18 protein-coding genes are annotated in these 21,380 nt (G+C 45.8%); 2 read left to right on the top strand and 16 right to left on the bottom strand.

The features are described 5' to 3' along the window. Positions 1-61: 61 nt before the first annotated feature. The 4 genes from AC2TF5_RS18250 to adhE all read right to left on the bottom strand — a co-directional run bounded on the left by AC2TF5_RS18250 (position 62) and on the right by adhE (position 7,552). Positions 62-1,426, bottom strand: a complete 1,365-nt coding sequence (locus AC2TF5_RS18250) for an ABC transporter substrate-binding protein (RefSeq protein ID WP_491298582.1) — start codon at positions 1,424-1,426, stop codon at positions 62-64. Positions 1,427-1,623: 197 nt separating this feature from the next. Continuing rightward, on the bottom strand, positions 1,624-2,364 hold the full coding sequence (gene pflA / locus AC2TF5_RS18255) for a pyruvate formate-lyase-activating protein (protein ID WP_491298583.1): 741 nt from the start codon (positions 2,362-2,364) through the stop codon (positions 1,624-1,626). A gap of 40 nt (positions 2,365-2,404) precedes the next feature. After that, on the bottom strand, positions 2,405-4,666 hold the full coding sequence (gene pflB / locus AC2TF5_RS18260) for a formate C-acetyltransferase (RefSeq protein ID WP_491298584.1): 2,262 nt from the start codon (positions 4,664-4,666) through the stop codon (positions 2,405-2,407). A 270-nt stretch (positions 4,667-4,936) separates the two neighbouring features. Beyond that, positions 4,937-7,552, bottom strand: coding sequence for a bifunctional acetaldehyde-CoA/alcohol dehydrogenase (gene adhE / locus AC2TF5_RS18265; protein WP_491298585.1), 2,616 nt, complete (start codon positions 7,550-7,552; stop codon positions 4,937-4,939). Positions 7,553-7,869: 317 nt separating this feature from the next. Here adhE and AC2TF5_RS18270 point away from each other — a divergent pair, with 317 nt between their 5' ends. Then, entirely contained in the window at positions 7,870-8,589 is a 720-nt protein-coding gene (locus AC2TF5_RS18270) for a Crp/Fnr family transcriptional regulator (protein WP_491298586.1), read from the top strand. A gap of 90 nt (positions 8,590-8,679) precedes the next feature. Here AC2TF5_RS18270 and AC2TF5_RS18275 read toward each other — a convergent pair whose 3' ends face one another. From AC2TF5_RS18275 to AC2TF5_RS18320, 10 genes are all read right to left on the bottom strand, one after another. Beyond that, positions 8,680-9,501 carry a formate/nitrite transporter family protein gene (locus tag AC2TF5_RS18275; RefSeq protein WP_491298587.1) on the bottom strand — a complete coding sequence of 274 codons (822 nt, stop codon included), beginning with the start codon at positions 9,499-9,501 and terminating at the stop codon, positions 8,680-8,682. Between the two features lie 64 nt (positions 9,502-9,565). Next, complete coding sequence (nirD, locus tag AC2TF5_RS18280) at positions 9,566-9,886, bottom strand: nitrite reductase small subunit NirD (protein ID WP_491298588.1); 321 nt, start codon at positions 9,884-9,886, stop codon at positions 9,566-9,568. A gap of 18 nt (positions 9,887-9,904) precedes the next feature. Beyond that, positions 9,905-12,346 carry a nitrite reductase large subunit NirB gene (gene nirB, locus AC2TF5_RS18285; protein ID WP_491298589.1) on the bottom strand — a complete coding sequence of 814 codons (2,442 nt, stop codon included), beginning with the start codon at positions 12,344-12,346 and terminating at the stop codon, positions 9,905-9,907. A gap of 242 nt (positions 12,347-12,588) precedes the next feature. After that, positions 12,589-13,332: a hypothetical protein gene (locus AC2TF5_RS18290; RefSeq protein ID WP_491298590.1), complete on the bottom strand. Its 744-nt coding sequence runs from the start codon at positions 13,330-13,332 to the stop codon at positions 12,589-12,591. A gap of 145 nt (positions 13,333-13,477) precedes the next feature. Further along, positions 13,478-13,801 carry a winged helix-turn-helix transcriptional regulator gene (locus AC2TF5_RS18295; protein ID WP_491298591.1) on the bottom strand — a complete coding sequence of 108 codons (324 nt, stop codon included), beginning with the start codon at positions 13,799-13,801 and terminating at the stop codon, positions 13,478-13,480. A gap of 356 nt (positions 13,802-14,157) precedes the next feature. Further along, entirely contained in the window at positions 14,158-14,886 is a 729-nt protein-coding gene (locus AC2TF5_RS18300; RefSeq protein ID WP_491298592.1) for a ThuA domain-containing protein, read from the bottom strand. Positions 14,887-14,934: 48 nt separating this feature from the next. After that, a complete protein-coding gene (locus AC2TF5_RS18305; protein ID WP_491298593.1) occupies positions 14,935-15,903 on the bottom strand; it encodes a sugar phosphate isomerase/epimerase family protein in 969 nt (322 codons plus the stop codon). Positions 15,904-15,963: 60 nt separating this feature from the next. After that, a complete protein-coding gene (locus AC2TF5_RS18310; protein ID WP_491298594.1) occupies positions 15,964-17,049 on the bottom strand; it encodes a Gfo/Idh/MocA family protein in 1,086 nt (361 codons plus the stop codon). Then, positions 17,042-17,812 (bottom strand): sugar phosphate isomerase/epimerase family protein, encoded by a 771-nt coding sequence (locus AC2TF5_RS18315; protein WP_491298595.1) that lies wholly within the window; start codon positions 17,810-17,812, stop codon positions 17,042-17,044. Before AC2TF5_RS18315 ends, AC2TF5_RS18310 begins: the two co-directional genes overlap by 8 nt. A gap of 39 nt (positions 17,813-17,851) precedes the next feature. After that, entirely contained in the window at positions 17,852-18,961 is a 1,110-nt protein-coding gene (locus AC2TF5_RS18320; protein WP_491298596.1) for a Gfo/Idh/MocA family protein, read from the bottom strand. A 142-nt stretch (positions 18,962-19,103) separates the two neighbouring features. On the opposite strand from AC2TF5_RS18320, the gene AC2TF5_RS18325 reads away from it, so the two are divergent. Then, the gene (locus AC2TF5_RS18325) at positions 19,104-19,916 is read left to right on the top strand and encodes an AraC family transcriptional regulator (protein WP_491298597.1); all 813 of its coding nucleotides are present in this window, start codon (positions 19,104-19,106) and stop codon (positions 19,914-19,916) included. A 101-nt stretch (positions 19,917-20,017) separates the two neighbouring features. On the opposite strand, the gene yxiS is transcribed toward AC2TF5_RS18325, so the two are convergent. Further along, positions 20,018-20,344 (bottom strand): protein YxiS, encoded by a 327-nt coding sequence (yxiS, locus tag AC2TF5_RS18330; RefSeq protein WP_491298599.1) that lies wholly within the window; start codon positions 20,342-20,344, stop codon positions 20,018-20,020. A gap of 108 nt (positions 20,345-20,452) precedes the next feature. Beyond that, on the bottom strand, positions 20,453-21,151 hold the full coding sequence (locus AC2TF5_RS18335) for a TerC family protein (RefSeq protein WP_491298601.1): 699 nt from the start codon (positions 21,149-21,151) through the stop codon (positions 20,453-20,455). Between the last annotated feature and the right edge of the window lie 229 nt (positions 21,152-21,380).

The raw sequence follows: 21,380 nt of genomic DNA on the forward strand, positions 1-21,380 counted from the left end.
AGGAAAAGGCACCCCCATGTTTCAAGCGGGTGGCGCCCTTATCTTCTAAACTTTGGTATATCTATTCTCCTTCGGACTCATTAGCCGAATCTTGAGCCGCCTGCACGTTCTTAAGCATTTGCTCAGCATCAATCTCTCCACCGATAACCTGCTGAATTCCAAGGCTTATTGCTGTATTCACGCTTGCTTGAACCAAAGCATCAAATGCAGGGAAGGATTTGTCGATTTCGTTGACCGACTTGAAAATATCCTGCATAATCGCATCATCGGAAGTGGAGTTCATCGTTGCAACATCCATCTTCATGGCTGGCAGTACGCCATCTTCCTTCAAACCACGAAGCTGCATTTCGTCAGTCCACATATTTTTGATGAATTCTTTAACTGCTGCCATCTTTCTTGGATCCTCTTGAATTGAAGCAGAGAAGCCATATCCATTGTTCGCATCCAGCATAGTAATAACGGGATCTCCCTCATTCACTGGAGGCAAGTTGAAGAATCCGATCTTACCCACCATATCGCCAGCTTGTACCGGGTCTCTAAATACGCTATTTGCCCAAGAACCATCCATCATCATGATCGCTTCACCAGAAATAATCTGGTTTCTCATGTCCGCATATTCAAATCCAAGCTCGCCTTTCTTGTAGTACCCTTTCTGAACCCATTCCTGATGCTTCTTCACGCCTTCAACAACCTTAGGATCTGTCCATTTGCTCTCGCCTGTCTTAAAACCATATGTAATTTCAGGTCCTGCATAATAAGACCACAGATTATTGGTTGTCATTAATGGTATCCAAGCATCTTTAGATGACTGTGCAAAAGGGATTTTGCCGTCAGCTTTAATCTTTTCTGCGATGCTCTCGAGTTCAGTAAGCGATTTAGGAACCGTTAACCCTTTTTGATCAAAATATTCTTTATTGTAGAAGATCCCCTCAATTGAAGCACCGATTGGCAAACCATAAACTTTACCTTCGCGAGTAAATGGATCAAGGGTCGTAACGGTCGTAAATTTATCTTTGATACCGAGTTCCTCAATGATTGGAGTAATATCCAGCATCAAACCTTCTTTAGCATAGACACCTGCATCGGGGCTGCCAAACACATCAAAAATTTCTGGTGGTTTCCCGGAAGCCATCTCGCCTCTCAGCTTCTCTTTTCGGTTTACCTCAGAGTCAACAGCATCCAGGTTAATCTTAAGTCCGGGAACAGCTTCTTCCGTCTTTTTCACCACATCCTGAAGCAAGGCCAATCTGAATTTCTTAGAATCACCGACTTGGGTATGACGAATCGTCATTTCAAACGGTTCATTGTTAGCTTCCGGCGTTCCATCGCTGCCTTTAGCCGGTTTTTTGTCTGAACCGCAACCAGACACAATAGCTGAAGTGACCAGAAGCAGTGACATCATCAATGCAAGGCTCTTTTTCTTCATGATTTGTTTTGACCCTCCCAAAAATTTATTTGTGTGTATACATTCATTATAGAAAGCGATTTCATTTCTAGTAAGATCGATAATTATCTTAATGAGGGATAAAATCCTCTAATAAAATACAAAAACCTTGCCGTAAATGGCAAGGTTTTTGTCATATAAGATAATATTTCATGTATTGATGTGAGATTATTTATCGCTTATGATACAGGCTGCGTCTGTCTTCTGCCTTCCTCAATCAACCGGTATGCACGGGCCACTTCCTCTTCTGTCGGAGATGGTACGCCTTCCAGTGGATAAGCTTTACCCAAAGCTTCCCATTTATACACACCCATCTGATGGTATGGAAGAATTTCAAATTTCTCTACACCATTTAAAGTGCCGATGAAACGTCCAAGTTCAAGCAAATCTTCTTCCTGCTCATGAATTCCAGGCACATATACGTGTCTGATCCACATTTTACGGCCATTATCAGAAAGCCACCGAGCCATCTTCAACGTACGCTCATTCGATTTACCCGTCAGCTCGATATGCTTCTCATCGTTGATGTGTTTCAGATCGAGCAGTACCAGATCGGTATTCTCGAGCAGTTCACGAATCTTCTCCGGTTCATTGTATCCATTGCTATCTAGTGTCGTGTGAAGGTTCCAGCGGCGCTTCGCTTCCTTGAAAACCTGGTTGACGAACGGGTACTGCAGGGTAGGCTCTCCGCCTGATACGGTGAGTCCGCCACCGGATGAACGATAGTATTGAAGGTAGGGTTCAATTTCAGAGAGTGCCTCATCCACCGACATTTCCTTTCCCTCATTCAAGCCCCATGTATCCGGGTTATGACAGTACTGGCATTTTAACAAGCATCCTTGCATAAAGAGCACAAAGCGGATACCCGGACCGTCCACCGTTCCGAACGTTTCTAGGGAATGCACATGGCCTTTTAACATATATGTCATCCTTTCTGTATCCGCTTCGGTCTAAACAAAGTTACATCGAACCGTGGAAAGTACGGTTGATAACATCGAGCTGTTGTTCACGAGTCAGTTTAATGAAGTTTACAGCATAACCCGATACACGGATCGTTAATTGTGGATAATTTTCCGGATGCTCCATAGCGTCCATCAATTGCTCACGATCAAATACGTTAACGTTCAAATGGTGAGCTTTGCTGCCAAAGTAACCATCCATCATGGCTACCAGGTTAGTCTCACGGATATCCGCTTCTTTACCGAGTGCTTTTGGCACGATCGAGAAAGTGTTCGAGATACCGTCCAGGCTGTCTTCATAAGGCAGTTTTGCTACCGAACTCAAGGAAGCAAGCGCACCTTTTTTGTCGCGTCCATGCATTGGGTTAGCGCCTGGTGCAAACGGCTCTCCCGCTTTACGTCCATCTGGAGTAGTACCGGTCTTCTTACCGTATACCACGTTCGAAGTAATTGTCAGTACGGACTGCGTTGGCAGTGCGTCGCGGTAAGCTTTATGTTTACGGATCATACCCATGAAAGTCTCAACCAGTTCAACAGCGATGCTGTCAACACGATCGTCGTTATTTCCGTAGCAAGGGAAGTCGCCCTCGATTTCAAAATCAACAGCGATGCCATTCTCATTGCGGACCGGCTTAACTTTAGCATATTTAATGGCACTCAAGGAGTCAGCAGCTACCGACAATCCAGCGATACCACATGCCATCGTGCGCAGGATATCACGGTCATGCAGCGCCATCTCAATACGCTCATAGGAATATTTATCATGCATATAGTGAATCACGTTCAGCGTGTTCATGTACAGCTTCGCGAGCCATTCCATCATCGGCTTGAAGCGTTTCATAACTTCTTCATAGTCAAGGGTCTCTGCAGTAATAGCAGGGAACTCAGGACCAACTTGAACACCGGATTTTTCATCACGGCCGCCGTTGATAGCATACAGGAGCGCTTTAGCCAAGTTTGCACGTGCTCCGAAGAACTGCATTTGTTTACCGATACGCATAGCCGATACGCAGCAAGCAATACCGTAGTCTTCGCCGTAAATCGGACGCATCAGATCATCGTTTTCGTATTGGATCGAGCTCGTCTCAATGGATACTTTTGCACAGAATTTCTTAAAGCCTTCAGGCAGCTTCTCCGACCACAGTACAGTCAGGTTTGGTTCAGGTGCAGGTCCAAGATTGTAGAGCGTGTGCAGAAAGCGGAAGCTGTTCTTCGTTACACGAGTTTCGCCGTTCATCGACATACCGCCAATGGATTCTGTTACCCAAGTTGGGTCACCGCTGAACAGATCATTGTAATCTGGTGTACGCAGGAACTTAACGATACGAAGCTTCATTACAAAATGGTCAACCAGTTCTTGTGCTGTTTCTTCGGTCAATGTGCCTTCAGCCAGATCACGCTGGATGTAAACATCCAAGAATGAAGATACACGTCCGAGGGACATCGCTGCACCGTTCTGTTCTTTAATAGCTGCCAAGTAACCGAAATACAGCCACTGGAATGCTTCTTTTGCTGTTGCTGCCGGTTTAGAAAGATCAAAGCCGTGCATTTCTGCCATTTGTTTCAGTTCTTTCAAAGCACGAATTTGCTCTGACAGTTCCTCACGAAGACGAATCACATTCTCGTCAATCACATCAACTTCGAGACTGTCCAGCTCTTTCATTTTATCTTTAATTAAGAAATCAATACCGTATAGTGAAATCCGACGATAGTCGCCGATAATGCGTCCACGTCCGTATGCATCTGGGAGACCCGTAATGATACCGGCTCTACGTGCAGCACGCATCTCGGAAGTGTAGGCGTCAAATACCCCTTGGTTATGGGTTTTACGAATGTTTGTGAACATATCTACGATGCCTTGCGGAAGTTCAAATCCATAAGCGTTACAAGCATCGATCATCATCTTAATGCCGCCGAACGGCTGAATGGAACGTTTGAATGGCTCATCGGTTTGTACCCCGACGATCTGTTCTTTGTCTTTATCCAAGTAACCTGGCTGGTGCGAAACGATTGTAGAAGGAGTGTTTACGTCCACATCCAGCACGCCGCCCGCTTCCCGTTCTTTTTTTGTCAGGTCCGATACAATATCCCATAATGCTTTGGTATTCGCTGTAGGACCAACCAGAAAGTCATCAACACCGTAATAAGGATCAATATTCAGCGCAATAAATTCGTTAACATCTACTGCTCTGTTCCATTTTCCTGTTTTGAACCCTCTCCAACCGGACTGCATGTCTTTAATTTCTTTTTCAATCACCGACATTTTTAAATCCCTCCATGTTCTGTTGTTGAGGCATGAGTTTATAGTATATCTTTCTCATGTCCACCATCCCAGATCAATAAATGTGACACATTTCACAATGTTGGGTGTGAAGCCCCGGCTACATTCCGAGCCGCTGAAACTATAAGAATTATTATCTGAGATTGTTTTTACACTTTAATTGTAGTCCCGTCAACTGAAAACAGCTGTGACAAATATCACAAACGAGGTGATATTTGTCACGCTGATTCACTTACTATTTATCTATCTATATTAGCTGTCAAAACGTCCGTAGAACGCGTTGCGATACACATCTGCGAGCTCAGTTACGAGCGGCAGCTTTGGATTCGCCGTTGTACATTGGTCTTCAAATGCACGGTCCGCCAAGTACTCCACCCGGCTTTCAAAGTCTGCCGGATCAAAGCCGATCTGCTGGAACGATTCCTCGATGCCAAGTTTTTTGTTCAGGTCGCGAATCGCTTTGATCAAACTGTTTACACCTTCTTCAGTTGTGCGAGCCGGCAACCCAAGAATGCGGGCAATCTCTGCATACTTTTCATCTGCTACGAAGTGGGTATATTTAGGCCATGCAGCAAACTTCGTCGGTTTCATGGCATTGTAACGGATGACGTGAGGCAACAGAATCGCATTGGTCCGTCCGTGTGCAGTATGGTATTGACCGCCCCATTTATGAGCAAGGCTGTGGTTAATGCCCAGGAACGCGTTGGCAAAAGCCATACCAGCAAGTGTCGATGCGTTATGCATTTTTTCACGAGCCAGTTTGTCGCCAGTCAGTGCCGACTTCTCAAGGTACTGGAATACAAGCTGAATCGCTTTGATTGCAATACCATCTGTATAGTCATTGGCCATTACGGATACATAAGCCTCAATTGCGTGTGTCAGAACGTCCATACCCGTATCGGCAACTGCTGTTTTAGGCAGGCTGTACACATACTCTGGATCGATAATTGCCACATCTGGAGTCAGCTCATAGTCTGCCAGAGGATACTTCGTATTCCCATGCTCTTTATCGGTGATAACCGTAAATGAAGTTACTTCCGAACCCGTACCCGATGTTGTTGGGATTGCTACGAACTTCGCTTTTTGACCAAGTCTTGGGAATTTGTAAATCCGTTTGCGAATATCCATGAATTTTTGCTTCAGATTGTTGAAATCCGTGTCCGGATATTCATAGAACAGCCACATCCCTTTTGCTGCGTCCATCGGAGATCCACCACCAAGAGCAATAATGCAGTCCGGCTGGAATCTCTTCATCATTTCAGCACCGCGCTGAACTGTAGTTGTTGATGGATCCGGTTCTACTTCAGAGAATACTTCGATGGCAACCGGAACCTGACGCTGACGAAGATAATGCTCAACTCTTTCTACATAGCCAAGCTTCACCATCATAGGGTCAGTAATTATAGCAACACGTGTGATGTCCGGCATTTTGGCAAGGTACTGGGTTGATCCTTTTTCAAAATAAATTTTGTTCGGCACTTTGAACCACTGCATATTCACGGTACGACGGTTCACCCTTTTCACGTTGATGAGATTGACGGCGGTCACGTTCGAAGAAGTAGAGTTACGACCATACGATCCGCAGCCCAAGGTCAACGACGGCAAGTTTGTATTGTAAATGTCACCAATACCACCCTGCGACGAAGGCTGGTTCACGAGTATCCGGCAAGTTTGCATGCGGTCCGAGAACTTATTGATGATTTCTTCGTTATTCGAGTGAATAACTGACGAGTGACCCATACCACCAAAAGCAACGATTTCAGCAGCGCGGTCAATTCCCTGATCTGCTGTCTTCACTTTATAGCAGGCCAGAACCGGGCTGAGCTTTTCAGCTGACAACGGGAACTTCGGTCCCACGCCTTCAATCTCAGCTACCAGGATTTTTGTTCCTTTCGGAACTTCGATCCCGCATGCTTCAGCGATCTTCACTGCAGGCTGTCCGACGATTGCAGGGTTTACCGCGCACTTCTCTGCCACTATTGCACCTGCGGTCAGCTTCGCCGCTTCTTCTTTGTTCACGAAGTAGCAGCCGCTCGCGATCATTTTTTTCTTCACTTGTTCAAAAATAGTTTCTTCTATAATAACAGCCTGTTCCGATGCACAGATCATGCCGTTGTCAAACGTTTTCGAGAGGATGAGGTCATTGACCGCTTGATCAAGATTGGCCGTTTTTTCAATAAAGCAAGGTACGTTCCCGGGTCCTACACCGAGTGCCGGTTTCCCGCAGCTGTACGCCGCTTTTACCATGGCCGATCCGCCTGTGGCCAAAATGCAAGCTACGTCAGGATGGTTCATCAGGACATTGGTCTTTTCCATAGACGGTTCGTCGATCCATTGAATACAGCCCTCCGGAGCACCAAGTTTTACTGCAGCATCCAACAAGATCTTCGCTGCTTCACGGCTGCAGGCTTGTGCGGATGGATGGAAACCAAAGATGATCGGGTTTTTCGTCTTGATGGCAATAAGTGCTTTAAATATTGTCGTTGATGTCGGATTCGTTACTGGGGTAATCCCCATAATGATACCTACAGGCTCAGCAATCTTTTGGAAGTTGTCATAAGAGTTATCTTCAATAACGCCAACCGTCTTATTGTATTTAATACTGTTATGAATATATTCGGTGGCAAACATGTTCTTGATGATTTTATCTTCGTATACTCCACGGCCCGTTTCCTGCACAGCCAGTTTAGCCAGATGCATATGCTTATCCATCCCTGCCAGCGCCATAGCATTAACGATCTTGTCGATTTGTTCCTGATTAATGTCAACAAACTGTTCTCTAGCCTTGTTTGCCTTGTCAATTAAGCCTTGAATATACTCACCTGCTGTTTGCTGTTTCACCTGAGCGGCTTCATTCTTAATGGCCATTTCCCTCATCCTCCTGTAAAAAAATGTTTATTATCTCTCTACACATCGATCATATCACAGGCTTCCCCAAAAAGATAGTGAATTTTTTCACATACTTAAAACTTTTTTCAGAAACTCGATTGAAACGCTTTCATTTCCATCTCTTCAAAATTGTCTATGTTGTCTTACACTACATTATCTATGTTTCAAGTGAAAATAATCACAACGTTTGAAAATTCGCCACTTTTACCTTTGCTTTCTGCCCCACAAGTGAATGTATTCACGTTATAATTAATTTAAATTTAACAGAAAATATTAGGGAGTTAGGGGATAGCGACATGAGAACAATGGAGACTGTCATGGAAACCCAAGGGAATACCAGCTGTTTTTCGGAGCAAAACCTCAACCGTCTGCTCGTAAGTATGAAGGATCGTGTGATACCGGAAGGATCCCATTTGTTCTGGGAAGGCGATTTTTCCGACAAACTTTACTATATCAAACGTGGACGTATTAAATTAACCAAATCGACCGATGAAGGCAAAGAACTTATCCTATATATGTATCAAGCCGGTGATATGGTTGGTCAGGCCGATCCGTTCTTCAGCACTAAACACAGCTTCTCGGCTGAAGTGTTGGAAGAAAGTGAAGTCGGCGTTATTGAGCATAAGGATCTCGAAATACTCATCTGCCAGCATTGCGATTTCGCCATCGATTTCATGAAATGGATGGGGATTCATCACCGGATCACACAAACGAAATTCAGAGATCTGATGATGTACGGTAAGCCCGGCGCGCTCAGTTCGACATTGATCCGTCTTGGCAACACCTATGGGGAAGTTCAGCCGGACAACTCGACTCTGATCAATAAAAAAATTACCCACACCGATTTATCCAATATGATTGGTGCTACTCGTGAGAGTGTAAACCGTATGCTGAGTGATCTTCGCAAAAAAGGAATTGTTGAATATATAAGTGGAATGATTGTGATCAAAAACTTGGGAGCCCTGCAGGAAATCTGTCACTGTGAGCTGTGCCCACTTGAGATCTGTCGTATATGATCTCACTACCGCAAAACACATTAGAAACTTATAAAGACGCTCGATGGTAATCGGGCGTCTTTATTGTTTTTGAGTATATTGCAGCAGAGCTTATTTATGGGAAAGATCCTGTTCGTTCACGTACGTTTTTGTCTTTTTATCTTTAACCGGGGAGATAAACCAGTAAGCCATACCTACGAACAACCCACCACCAATAATGTTACCCAGTGTAACCGGGATCATGTTGTTTAACCAGCCGGCAATCGATACAGTTTCCGGATGTCCTGGCAACATCGTTGCGAGAGACAAAAGCGTCATATTCGCTACACTGTGCTCATAACCCGTAGCTATGAAAGCAAACAGACACCACCAGATGAGAATGAGTTTGGCTGTTTCTTCTTTTGCACGGGTTCCCATCCACAAGGCAAGACAAACAAGCCAGTTACACAATATACCACGGAAGAATAATTCCATAAAAGGCGCATTCATTTTGTTGGCTGCCGCCGTAAAGATTACATGATCTGATGGAATAGCCTTAAATATGCCTGTACCCCATATCAGCAGACTGAGCAGTACAGCTCCGCCCAGATTGCCGAGAAATACGATCACCCAGTTTTTCAATGTGTCTCCCACGGATGTTCGTCCAGCAAGAGTGCTCATCGTAAAAAACATATTGTTACCGGTAAACAGTTCTGCTCCGGCAAAAACGACCAGTGTCAGTGCAATTCCGAAAGAAGCTCCCATCACCAAAGTCTGAAACGGTGAGCCTGCAGCTGCAAACGGCGCCCCCAGCTTAAAGATAAGAATGATTCCAATTCCAACATAAGCGCCGGCCAGCAAAGCCGAAACGAAGTATCGGATCATACTGGCGTTCATATGTTCTTTCTTTTTGACGGCCGCCTCAATGATGCTTTCCACTCCCTGTGTGAACATAGGGGTACCTCCTGTTATGGTTTTCTCTGTACTTGGTATTATACAGCTGATCAGCTGATTTCCCCTATACGGCGATTTGTACCACATCTCCCTCTAACCGGACTGGGTAAGTCCGGACCTGACCACTATCGGGCGCTTGCACCTCACCGCTTTCCAAGTCAATTCTCCAGTCGTAAAGCGGATCATATAGATACTGACCAGATACAATCCCTTCAGCCAATGGGCCACCTTTCGGATGTGGGCTTTTATTCTCCAGAGCAAACAAACGACCATCCGATGTGTGGAAAACGGCAATCTCTTCATTCCTGATTACCACAACTTTTCCAATACGCATCATAAACTCATCCTTTTTTCCAACATCAATATACTCGCCTATCATCGTCATGTTTTGGTCTCCTTTACTCTATTTATCCGCCCCTGCGAGATTAGTATCCTGAAACATGGCTGCAAGCACTTGTTTATCATTCAGCACTTTCTTCCATGGTTCCTCGACCTGCCGTAGCGCGACCTCGATTCTTTCCACCAAAGCCTTGCGCTCTTCATGGTCTTCAAGAATGGTTTTCTTGATGTTGTCCAGACCTACACGTTCCACCCATTCGGAGGTTCTTTCCAAATATTTACCTGTTTCTCGGTAATATTGGATAACCGCACCGCATATTTCAAATAACTCCTCATCGGTTTTCACCTTGCAAAATGCGTCTGCGATACGTGCCTTGATTCCTCCGTTACCGCCAATGAATATTTCCCAGCCTCCGTCATTCCCGACAATGCCGATATCCTTCGTGCAAGATTCGGCACAGTTACGCGGACAGCCATTCACAGCCATTTTAAACTTAGCAGGAAGATCCAGTCTCTCGAATTTTTTCTCCAGCAATGCTCCTATACCCATCGAATCTTGTGTACCAAACCGGCAAAATGTCGAGCCTACACATGTCTTAACGGTACGAAGCGATTTGGCGTAAGCATAACCCGACGGCATATCGAGTTCTTCCCAAACCTTCGGCAGATCTTCCTTTTTCACACCGATAAGATCCAGACGCTGTCCACCGGTCACCTTTACGACTTTGACATCATATTTAAGCGAGACGTCCGCAATTTTCTTCAAATCTTCCGGTGTTGTCACTCCGCCATACATTCGTGGAACAACAGTGTATGTGCCGTCCTTCTGGATATTAGCATTCATCCGCTCATTAACGAAACGCGATTCCTTCTCGTCCTCATAGGTTTCCGGATAAATCATGCCGAGATAGTAGTTGATTGCAGGACGACATTTCGAGCAGCCTTCAGACTGGCTCCACTCCAGCACATTCATAACTTCACCGGTTGTTTTTAGTCCTTTGGCACGGATCTCAGCTACGATCTCGTCACGACTGAATGGGGTACATCCACAAATCCCTTGCTTCGCAGCACTTTTAAAACCATCACCAAGCACGTATTGCAGGATCTGTTCGACAACCGGCTTGCATCCGCCGCATGAGCGAGTAGCTCCTGTGCACGCCTTGATTTCGTCCACCGTGGTCAGTCCTTGAATCGTTACCGCATCTACAATCGTTTTCTTTGTCACCCCGTTACAGCCGCAAACAATTTCTTCATCAGCCATACTTTCAACCGAGGCTCCTTTTTTGTCGCCTCCCCCACAGCAGCCCGTTCCCATGACCGTACCATAGATCTCTTCTGTCATCTGCGCTTCTTGCTTGATCAGTTTTTGCAGAGCCGCCGACTCGGTCACATCTCCGAATAAAACAGCGCCGACAATCACGTTGTTCTTCAGCAAAATTTTCTTATATGTTTTTTTCCACTCATCTTTAGAAGCAATGACAGTATGTTCCGGACCTTCAATAAATTCACCGGCCGAGAAGACATCCACGCCACTGATTTTCAGTTTGGTCGATACAACCGAACCTTCATATGGTAGGGTTTCCACTCCGCATAAATGCTTTGCAAGCACCATACCCTGCTCAAACAACGGAGCCACAAGACCGTAGCATACACCCCGATGCTCATCACATTCCCCAACGGCATATACATTCTCCATGGAAGTCTGCAAATAGTCATCGACCACAATACCGCGATTAACTTCAATCCCACTCGCCTTAGCTACGTCTACATTCGGTTTAATACCAACAGCCATGACAACAAAACCGGCTTCCAGTTCAGTTCCATCATTAAATCGCAGCCCCGTTACCCGATCTCCACCCAGTAACGCTACGGTCTGCTTGCCCATGGCAAACTTGATGCCTTGACGCTCCAGCTCAGCTTGCAACATAGCCGATGCATTGTGATCAAGCTGGCGTTCCATGAGGTCATTCATCAAGTGGACAACCGTGACATCCATGCCGAGATTAACGAGTCCCTTTGCAGCTTCAAGGCCGAGAAGACCTCCGCCGATCACCGCGGCTTTCTTGTGCTCTTTAGCAGCCGTAAGCATCTGGTTGCAATCTGCGATGTCACGGAATCCCACAACACCCTCTTTATCGCTTCCAGGCACGGGCAAAATAAACGGATTAGAACCTGTAGCAATAATAACACGGTCATACGGAACTGTAAGACCATTCTCGGCTACAACAACCTTGTTCTCCTCGTCAATCTTGGTGACCGTTGTTCCCGTATGAAGTGTGATATCATTATCTTTGTACCAATTCCAATCATTCAGTACAATATCATCTAACGTTTTACTACCTTCCAGAACGTAAGACAGCATGATCCGATTATAGTTGGGGTGTGGCTCACTGCCGAATACGGTAATGTCATAAGCGCCACCTAATTTTATGATTTGCTCTACCGTGCTAATACCCGCCATGCCGTTACCTATGACCACTAGCTTTTGTTTGTTCTTGCCAGTCATGATCTTTTCCTCCTTAAAAGGTCAATCCAACCCACTTGATTTCACTGTTAGCAAGCCATCTCGTGTTTAAATTCGATCGTTTTATTGCATTCATTTCCATTTCATTGATCTTATACGGTCATTATACATTTAAAATTTAATTGTTATTGTGATTGAATTCACTCCAATTGTGAATATTTTCACACCATTTTTAACAATTGCACAAAAAAAAAGACAGCTTATGCTGTCTCCTTTATTGGTGCCTATACGATCAAAGCTTTCATGTAAGTACGGCCACCCTTAGGAATCTTCAAATAGGGACGGAGGCCAGAAAAACCTTTAGCACTCAGATCAACCCCCGTCATCCAATTTCCGGAGACGCTGGCGCCTTCTGACTGCATCACAAGAGAGGGTGCAGATATTCGCTCCTGATACAGAGGAATTCTTGTTTGAATTGTCTTGAAGTCTTTCCCCCTTTCTTTCAAGGGGACAGGACTTATATAAGTAGGGACAAAATAATCTGAAATGACCTCCATCTCTTCCTCGGTAAAAAACGGCTCATCCCCAAGAAACGGTTGGAACAGTCTAATTTCCTCAAATTGTGACCAGATCACCATCTGCAGCAATCTGCCTGGAAGCCCTTTGTCGTGAAACGTGCGGCCAGCCCCATCTCCTGTTTCAAAAGATGACTCTCCCTCCACTTGTGTCGGTGTTTCCGAAATTACCGAAGGGTGACTGTATCTTTCACATCCAATACATTTCCAGCCCTTCGGGCTCTTGACCCATTTTTGAAATATTCCACTTTCCAGATCCCCCTCCCAAAGCTCGGGTTCCTTCAGGTTGCGGCTCATTCCAGTCATTGCAGTCCACAAGGAATCCGGCATATAGCGGTCCAAAAGATCCTGGGTTTTGTCATAAATATGCTGCACTCTTATCGAAGCCCTCTCAAGCTCGGCGGCTTCCTCTTGTCCATAATGAATGTGCGGTAGTTTAACCGAATTTTTCATAAAGGCTCGCCTCCTTAAGTGCTTTAGGGCTATTTTTCCAATTATACTATATTTGACTGATTCTGGTGCAAGTCCGCTTCAATCGACGGCAAAAACCCTGGTTAAAGCAAATCTGCCTTGCACCAGGGCTAACGCTAAGGATATTTCATTTTACTTCTGCCCATTGTTCCGCCCAGTTCGAAATCTGTTCCATAACAGGCTGCAAGGCTTTACCCTTTTCAGTCAGCTCGTACTCAATACGAACCGGCGTCTCGGGGTATACATGTCTGATTAGTATTCCTTCGCTTTCCAAATCCTTCATTCGTTCGGACAGCATCTTGTCGCTCATAGACGGAATGAAGTTTGAGATATCCTTAAAGCGTTTCGGACCACTCATCAGTGTCTGGATAATTAGTCCATTCCAGCGCTTTCCAAGGAAGGCGAAAGCAGACTCGAAACGGGGGCATAAACAGAGATTTTTAACTTCCATATCATTTCACCTCTTTACAGAGTCACAATAGTTGCCGTAATACATAAAACTTACAATAAGTTAGTACATTTAAATTTTAGCATATTTTTATGGAACTGAAAACCACTTGCCTGTTTTAACTTCAAAATGGTGATTTATTGCTTGGTCATTTGAGCCAATATTTCGAGATCAGACTCAATAACTTGGGACAATTTTCTATTATACATTATATCTGCTGAACGGAATAGAGGGAATAAGTCCATATTGAAAATACCCAAAAGAAAATTGCGATATAGGAAAGCAAACTCCAAGAAGTGCATACTTTCCCATACCTAAAAAAACGACTGCCGAAAGTCGGCAGCCGTTTATGATGTTTATTACACAAGAGCGCCAAGCGGACGAACAGGCTGGCTGTTTCCGAATACAGGTTTAACTGCATAAGAATTAGCTGCTGCCCATCTGATTCCGTTGGAAATGACTTTTAAAATTTCGGGATTGTAGTATGTCGGATATGTCTCATGACCTGGGCGGAAGTAAAAAATATTTCCTTGTCCGCGCTTAAAAGTACAACCGCTCCGGAATACTTCCCCACCCGCAAAGTTGCTAATAAATATCAGCTCATCCGGTGTAGGGATATCGAAAAATTCACCATACATCTCTTCTTGTTCAAGAATGATTTGGCTGTTCACTCCTGCTGCAATTGGATGTGAAGGATTGACAGACCACAAAATTTCTTGTTCTCCCACCTCACGCCATTTCAAATCGCAGCTCGTTCCCATCAGCGCTTTAAACGGTTTGGAGAAGTGCCCGGAATGAAGCACAACCAACCCCATGCCTTCCTGCACCCGTTTTACGACCTTGCTTACAATCTCGTCATCCACACGGTCATGAGCCATGTGACCCCACCACAGCAGCACATCGGTCGAGTTCAAAACTTCATCGGTTAAACCATGCTCCGGCTGATCCAGCGTTGCTGTCCTAATGGTAAACTCCGGACTGTTCAAACCTTCAGCCAAGGCCATGTGGATGCCTTCCGGATACACCCGTTTAACCTCATCATGAATATTCTCGTGAACGAACTCGTTCCAAATGGTTACGTTTAACATGTTGCTGTTTCCCCCTAGTTGATTACAAATCCGCATATTTTACGCGGTTTACACCCACCACATATCGCCAAGCGGTTCTTCGATCAGCACTTGCTGCAGGTTTTGAACGGCTTTGGAGAAGCCTTCCTCAACAGACATCAGACCATCTTCATGCTCAATACTTACTACATAATCATATCCAACAAGACGCAGAGCACTCATCATATCGGCCCAGTCTTTCAGATCATGACCGTAACCTACGCTACGGAATTGCCAAGCGCGATCCATCATATTAGTGTATGACTGCATATCTGTCAGACCGTATTTATTCACGTTTACTGGATCGATTACCGTATCTTTTGCATGGAAATGGTGAATCGCGCCTTCACGTCCCAAAATTTGAATCGCTTGCACCGGATCGATGCCCTGCCACCACATATGGCTCGGGTCTAGGTTCGCACCGATGACTTCTCCTGCCGCTTCGCGCAGACGAAGCAATGTTGCAGGTGTATGAACAGAAAATCCACCGTGAAGCTCCAGTCCGATCTTCACGCCGCGATCAGCTGCATATTTACCCCATTCACTCCAATACGGAATGACTTTATTCTCCCACTGCCAATTTAAAATTTCCTGGAAATCATTTGGCCAAGGTGCTACAGGCCAGTTGGGATATTTCGCATCCTCATGGTCTCCCGGGCAGCCCGAGAAGGTATTTACAACCGGAACTTCAAGCTTTTCAGCCAGTTCAACCGTTTTTACATAAACGTCATGATATTCCTTCGCGATCTGTTTTTGCGGATGCAGCGGGTTACCGTGACAGCTCAAAGCACTAATAATAAGACCTCGGGATTCAACCGCATTTTTGAAATTCTTTAAAGCCGCTTCGTTTTCCAACAGTTCTGCCGGATTACAGTGTGCGTTTCCGGGGAAACCTCCTGTACCGATTTCCACTGCTTTTAGACCTTTTGAAACGACATAATCGAGTGCATCCTCCAATTTACGACCACTCAACAGCACCATAAATACTCCCAGTTTCATAGGTACCCCTCCTGATTCAATGTTTAGTACATTGCTTGTTTGTATTATATCTTCAAAGACTTAGTCTTCAAAATAAACTGCTTTACCACTTTTAGCAGACTCATAGATAGCTTCAAGAATTTGAGTTACGACAAAAGCTTGCTCCGGCTTCACCACCGGCTCTTTATCTTCCAGAACCGCCTCGACCCACAATCTGGCTTCGCGGTCTGAGTCGGATTCGGCAGAACCACTGTAAAATGCAACGCCACCTGCACCAAGGTCTATGTTCGTTTCATACAGTCTGCTCATTTTCTCTCCGTTAATCCGCAGGCCTTCCTTCATATCAGCCCCACCTTCGGTGCCAGCCAATACGGTTTTCGCTTCACCTGTTTCGATCACGTTAAGAGCCCAGCTAGATTCCAATACAATGGTTGCCCCATTGTCCATAGTGATGAATCCGAATGCGGAATCTTCCACTTTGAACTCTTTGGGATCCCATGGTCCGAATGCATTCGCTGCGTTCTCACGTTGACCCAGCTTGTGGAACGTAGACCCCATAACACTTTTCGGCTTGTAATTATCCATCAGCCACAGGGTTAAATCAAGCGCGTGAGTACCGATATCGATCAACGGTCCTCCACCCTGCTTCTCCTCGTCAAGGAATACACCCCACGTCGGAACAGCACGGCGACGGATAGCCAGTGCTTTACCGTAGTAAATGTCTCCCAGCTCGCCATTATCACACATTTCCTTCAAGTACAGGCTGTCGTTACGGAAACGGTTCTGGTAACCGATCGTCAGCTTTTTCCCGGTACGCTTCGCAGCTTCCAGCATTTCTTTTGCTTGGGCAGTTGTTTTAGCCATCGGCTTTTCACACATAACATGCTTCCCGGCATCGAGTGAGGCAACAGTAATCTCAGCATGGGAATCATTCGGCGTACATACATGGATTACATCCAGACTTCCGTCTTTAAGCAGTTCCCGGAAATCGGTATATACTTTCGCGCCCTCTGCACCAAACTCCGCAGCCGCTTTTTCCGCACGCTCCGGAATAATGTCGCAGAAAGCTACCATTTCGACTTGCTTTTGCTTCTTGAGGCTCGGCATATGTTTGCCGTTGGCAATACCGCCGCATCCGATGATCCCGATCTTTAACGTCTTAGACACGTACATTTCCTCCTTCAAGGGCATGTTTTTTCAACCATTCCATACTTGTGGCAATGCTGTCCATCGGCGGATTCTGACAGAAGTCCTGCTCCACAATAACCCACTGTGCTCCTGCCTCATCGGATGCCTTTACAACAGCGGCCAAATCCACTTCTCCTTCACCCAGCTCCACAGTCATCGGGGATCCGTCTTCCTGTCTGCGAACGTCTTTCAGGTGAACGAGTGGAAGTCTTCCTGCATATTTCGCAATGACTTCGGATGGAACGTACCCGGCATAATGTACCCAGCAGGTATCAAGCTCCACTTGGAGCAAGGACGCCGGCACTTCATCATACAGGGCGTACAGAAAAGGACGTCCATCTTCCATCTTATCAAATTCGAAGTCATGATTGTGGTAAGCAATGGAAATGCTTTTATTTTGTGCAGCTTCACTAAATATACGGATATGGTTAACAAGGCTTTCCAAGTTGCCCCGATCCTCGTCAGCAAGCCAAGGCACGATAATATATTGGTTTCCGATAGCCTGATGGAAGGCGAGTTCTTCCTCAAGTGCTTCCTGAAGCCGTATGTACGGCACATGAGTCCCGATTACTTCCAGACCCGTTTCATCCAAAAGCGCTTTCACCTGCTCTGCCGTGCGTCCATAAAAATGATGGAACTCGACACCTTGATAGCCCAGGCGTGCGACCTCTCTGATCGTTCCTTCAAAATCATTCTCCAGCTGATCTCTCAGCGTATAAAGCTGCAATCCCACATTTAACATCCGGTTTCCACCTCTCCCATAATCGGTGTTACGTTGTTGTTAAATACTGTTGTTGATCATCTCTGTCTGCTGCGGAGCCGGCAGCTGGCCGAAACGGTAAGTGCTCTGCAAAACGACATGCCTTCCTTCTAAAGAGGACTGCTGGAACGATTGCATAATTTCCAAAATGTGATAAGCCATTCGAGCATTTGCCCGGTGATCTCGGTTGTCCGCAATCGCCTCAACCATGTCATAAATGCCGAGACCTCGTTCGTTCTTGCCGCATTCAAACACAGGCTTAAGCAATTCCCACTCCTCTGATCCCATACGGCGTAATGTAGCATCACCGTTAAAATAATTCGGATCTGTGAGATTGAGCGTCCCATGCGTTCCGTAGATTTCCATCCATGGCAGCCCGGAGCCGCCAAAGATGTCAAAGCTGGTTATCATGGTCAAAATTGAGCCGTTCTCGAAATCTACCGTACCTGCCAGATGTGTAGGCGTTTGAACAGTAATCGGCTTCCCGCTGTTCGGTCCTGATCCTACGGTACGATCCGGAATTTGAATTCCGGCTGACGCGCTAACCCGGCGTGCGGGTCCCAAGAGTTCAACCATAGCTGCCAGATAATACGGACCCATGTCCATCATTGGTCCGCCGCCCGGAGCGTAAAAGAACTCAGGGTTATGATGCCAAGCTTCGGGTCCAAGACCCATGTTAAAGGCGGTCGCTGCAATTGGTCTTCCAATCAGACCTGAATCGATTGCCGCTTTTGCCGTCTGGACGGTTGATCCAAGGAAAGTATCGGGTGCGCATCCCGCCCGTAGTCCCTTTTTGTCTGCCAGATTCAGCACCCGGCGCCCTTCCTCAAGTGTAATAGCAAGAGGTTTCTCGCTATATACATGCTTGCCGGATTCCAATGCGGCAATATCAACATTGGCGTGGCTGGCCGGGATAGTTAAATTGACAATCAATTCGATCTCTGGTTGAGCGAGCATTTCCTCTACGCTGTATACGTTTGTGATGTTGAATTCATCAGCACGCTCCTTTGCACGCTCGGGAACTAGATCAGCGCATGCAACCACCTCAACCAAAGAACTTTCCTTTAAATTTTTAAAGTAGATGCCACTGATATTCCCACATCCGATTATGCCTGCCTTCATCTTGTTCATCGGTGTCACTCCTTGAGTGTGGATATGCTCGGGCAATCTAAGTACCATGGTATTCCGAAACGTTTTCATTTAAAATGAATTATATGATCAAAACATGAACAATCTGGTCATTATTTTTTTATTGTTAGAAGGGGACTCACCAATGCATGAAGATATTTCCACCCACGTCATGGCAGCCAATTTCTCATTTCACCGAAAACCGTTTGAAATGACCAAGTTGAACGGTTTTGACACATATTTGATACGGCTTCAAACCGACGGCCGCTGTCGTGCCCGAATCGACAGCAAGCTATCGCTCATTGAACCCGGAGACCTTCTGATATTTTGTCCGGGTCAACCTTATGAACTTAAGATCGACGATGAAGTCAACCCTCAAGGAGAATTAACCGTCGAGAGCGGCGACTACCATATTTTTTTCAAAGGTCCTTGGATAGATTCCTGGTGGAAATCACAAAAACGCCCTACACGGATCCGTATTCCATTAGATGAACGCTACCTCGGTCTCTTCCGTCAGCTCGTACTGGAACAGCGCCGCTTGTCCAATCCCTTTCCCGAGATCTCGGACTACACGATGCGGATACTTTGTCTCGAAGTGGACCGACTACTTTCTGAACAGCCCACCACAACGCCCAAATCGTACCTTGCGCATCGCATGAAGCATTATATAGAAGAGAATGCCTCCTCTATTTTCAAGCTTGAGGATGTCGCTGCTCATGTCGATATCAGCGTGTCACGTGCGGTGCATTTGTTCAAAGAAGCATTTGGAACGACCATCATGCAGTATACGCTGGAAGTTCGTCTCGATATGGCCCGAGAGAGGATCATTTTCAGCCCGATGTCGCTAGAGGATGTGGCGGAAACATCGGGATTTGCGAACTATACGTATTTTCACCGAGTTTTCCGTTCACGATTCGGAGTTTCGCCAAAACAATTTCGAATTGCCAACAGAACCTAAGGCCTAGTCCTTGTTCCATCGCTTGATTTACGGGCACTAACAACACAAAGCCCCCTGAACATCAGGGGGCTTTGTGCATTGATTATAAATCATGAAAGACTTTATTCTCCAGGATGACGTCTGGCCTGATCACGCTCAGTAATCGCATCAACCACCGTAATGGCCAGATCATCATTCCCAAATAAAGAAAGTACGCCAAGAAGGGTTTGATCCGGGATATCTCCGGCCTCCTCTTTTGATACCGTCAGCTCCAACACTCTCGCCAGACGCTCATTGACCAACTGATCAGGGTAGGCCTTCCGGTATAATTCGGCGGGATCCAGTCCGTGATTAACACACCACTGTGCAAAAACGAGAATCATCATATCCTCATCCTGCCTGTAACTTTCCACAATCCGCTCTTCTACGGATTTGTCCGCAGATTCCATACGCTGTCTCCTCCTCATGTCGGGTAAGGCATAGATTCATTGCCCCCACGTTCCATGAAGCCATTATACCCGCTTTGCTTTAGTGAATAAATTAAAAATAATTCCTAATCAACCCATCTTCACGTGTACAGGATTGCGTTTGGCTTCCGCTTCTTTCTTTTTCTTCATCCATGTGCCCAAAGCAACGATTGCCGCAATAACGATTAATTCAAATCCATATTTTACAACTGAATTTGTGAACCAGTCGTGAACAAGCGGTTCATCCACAAGCATTTTCGATGCCGTCCATGCGAGTACAGCCGCACCGATCGTAATAACAATCGGATACTTATCTGTCAGCTTCAGAATGAACGTGCTTCCCCAAACCATAATCGGAACCGAGATTGCAAGACCGATAATGACGAGCATGAAATCCCCTTCCGCTGCACCAGCAACCGCCAGTACATTATCCAGGCCCATCATCGCGTCGGCGATAATGATTGTACGGATAGCAGCCCACATTTGGCTACCCGCTGATATTTCGTGGTTTTTCTCATCCACCAGAAGCTTGTAAGCAATCCACAGCAATGCCAGACCCCCGACCAGTCTTAAGCCCGGAATTAATAGGAGCTTAACGACCAGAAGCGTGGCAATAATGCGGATTATAATGGCGCCAACGGTACCCCACAGGATTACTTTTTTCTGGTCTTCTTTCTGCACATTACGCGCTGCAAGACCAATCACGATCGCATTGTCCCCTGCAAGCACCAAGTCAATGACGACAATTGACAAGAGTGCCATCCAGAATTCCATTGACATAAGATCCATGTTTCTTCTTCCACCTTTCTTTGTGTATCTGATATGTTTCCTCTTACCGATGCACTCCATCCCATGAAAAAAGCGCCGTCTCCTTAAACAAGGAAAACGGCACTTTTTGGGCATATAAAAAGACCTTTACCTTATTTAAGAATAGGCAAAGGTCTCGCTAACAACTATATTCGTTGTCAATAAAGCCGGGGACTTATTAACGATCCCGTAATGACGACTTTACTGTTGA

Source organism: Paenibacillus sp. JNUCC 34 (assembly GCF_058269055.1).

Excerpts from the sequence above, each read along its gene's own strand:
- pflA (WP_491298583.1), bottom strand. The coding sequence starts at position 2,364 with ATGTTAAAAGGCCATGTGCATTCCCTAGAAACGTTCGGAACGGTGGAC.
- nirB (WP_491298589.1), bottom strand. The coding sequence starts at position 12,346 with ATGACTGGCAAGAACAAACAAAAGCTAGTGGTCATAGGTAACGGCATG.
- AC2TF5_RS18305 (WP_491298593.1), bottom strand. The coding sequence starts at position 15,903 with ATGAAACTGGGAGTATTTATGGTGCTGTTGAGTGGTCGTAAATTGGAG.
- adhE (WP_491298585.1), bottom strand. The coding sequence starts at position 7,552 with ATGGCCATTAAGAATGAAGCCGCTCAGGTGAAACAGCAAACAGCAGGT.
- AC2TF5_RS18320 (WP_491298596.1), bottom strand. The coding sequence starts at position 18,961 with ATGAACAAGATGAAGGCAGGCATAATCGGATGTGGGAATATCAGTGGC.
- AC2TF5_RS18315 (WP_491298595.1), bottom strand. The coding sequence starts at position 17,812 with ATGTTAAATGTGGGATTGCAGCTTTATACGCTGAGAGATCAGCTGGAG.
- AC2TF5_RS18270 (WP_491298586.1), top strand. The coding sequence starts at position 7,870 with ATGAGAACAATGGAGACTGTCATGGAAACCCAAGGGAATACCAGCTGT.
- AC2TF5_RS18300 (WP_491298592.1), bottom strand. The coding sequence starts at position 14,886 with ATGTTAAACGTAACCATTTGGAACGAGTTCGTTCACGAGAATATTCAT.
- AC2TF5_RS18290 (WP_491298590.1), bottom strand. The coding sequence starts at position 13,332 with ATGAAAAATTCGGTTAAACTACCGCACATTCATTATGGACAAGAGGAA.
- AC2TF5_RS18275 (WP_491298587.1), bottom strand. The coding sequence starts at position 9,501 with ATGTTCACACAGGGAGTGGAAAGCATCATTGAGGCGGCCGTCAAAAAG.
- AC2TF5_RS18335 (WP_491298601.1), bottom strand. The coding sequence starts at position 21,151 with ATGGATCTTATGTCAATGGAATTCTGGATGGCACTCTTGTCAATTGTC.
- yxiS (WP_491298599.1), bottom strand. The coding sequence starts at position 20,344 with ATGGAATCTGCGGACAAATCCGTAGAAGAGCGGATTGTGGAAAGTTAC.
- AC2TF5_RS18250 (WP_491298582.1), bottom strand. The coding sequence starts at position 1,426 with ATGAAGAAAAAGAGCCTTGCATTGATGATGTCACTGCTTCTGGTCACT.
- nirD (WP_491298588.1), bottom strand. The coding sequence starts at position 9,886 with ATGACGATGATAGGCGAGTATATTGATGTTGGAAAAAAGGATGAGTTT.
- pflB (WP_491298584.1), bottom strand. The coding sequence starts at position 4,666 with ATGTCGGTGATTGAAAAAGAAATTAAAGACATGCAGTCCGGTTGGAGA.
- AC2TF5_RS18325 (WP_491298597.1), top strand. The coding sequence starts at position 19,104 with ATGCATGAAGATATTTCCACCCACGTCATGGCAGCCAATTTCTCATTT.
- AC2TF5_RS18295 (WP_491298591.1), bottom strand. The coding sequence starts at position 13,801 with ATGGAAGTTAAAAATCTCTGTTTATGCCCCCGTTTCGAGTCTGCTTTC.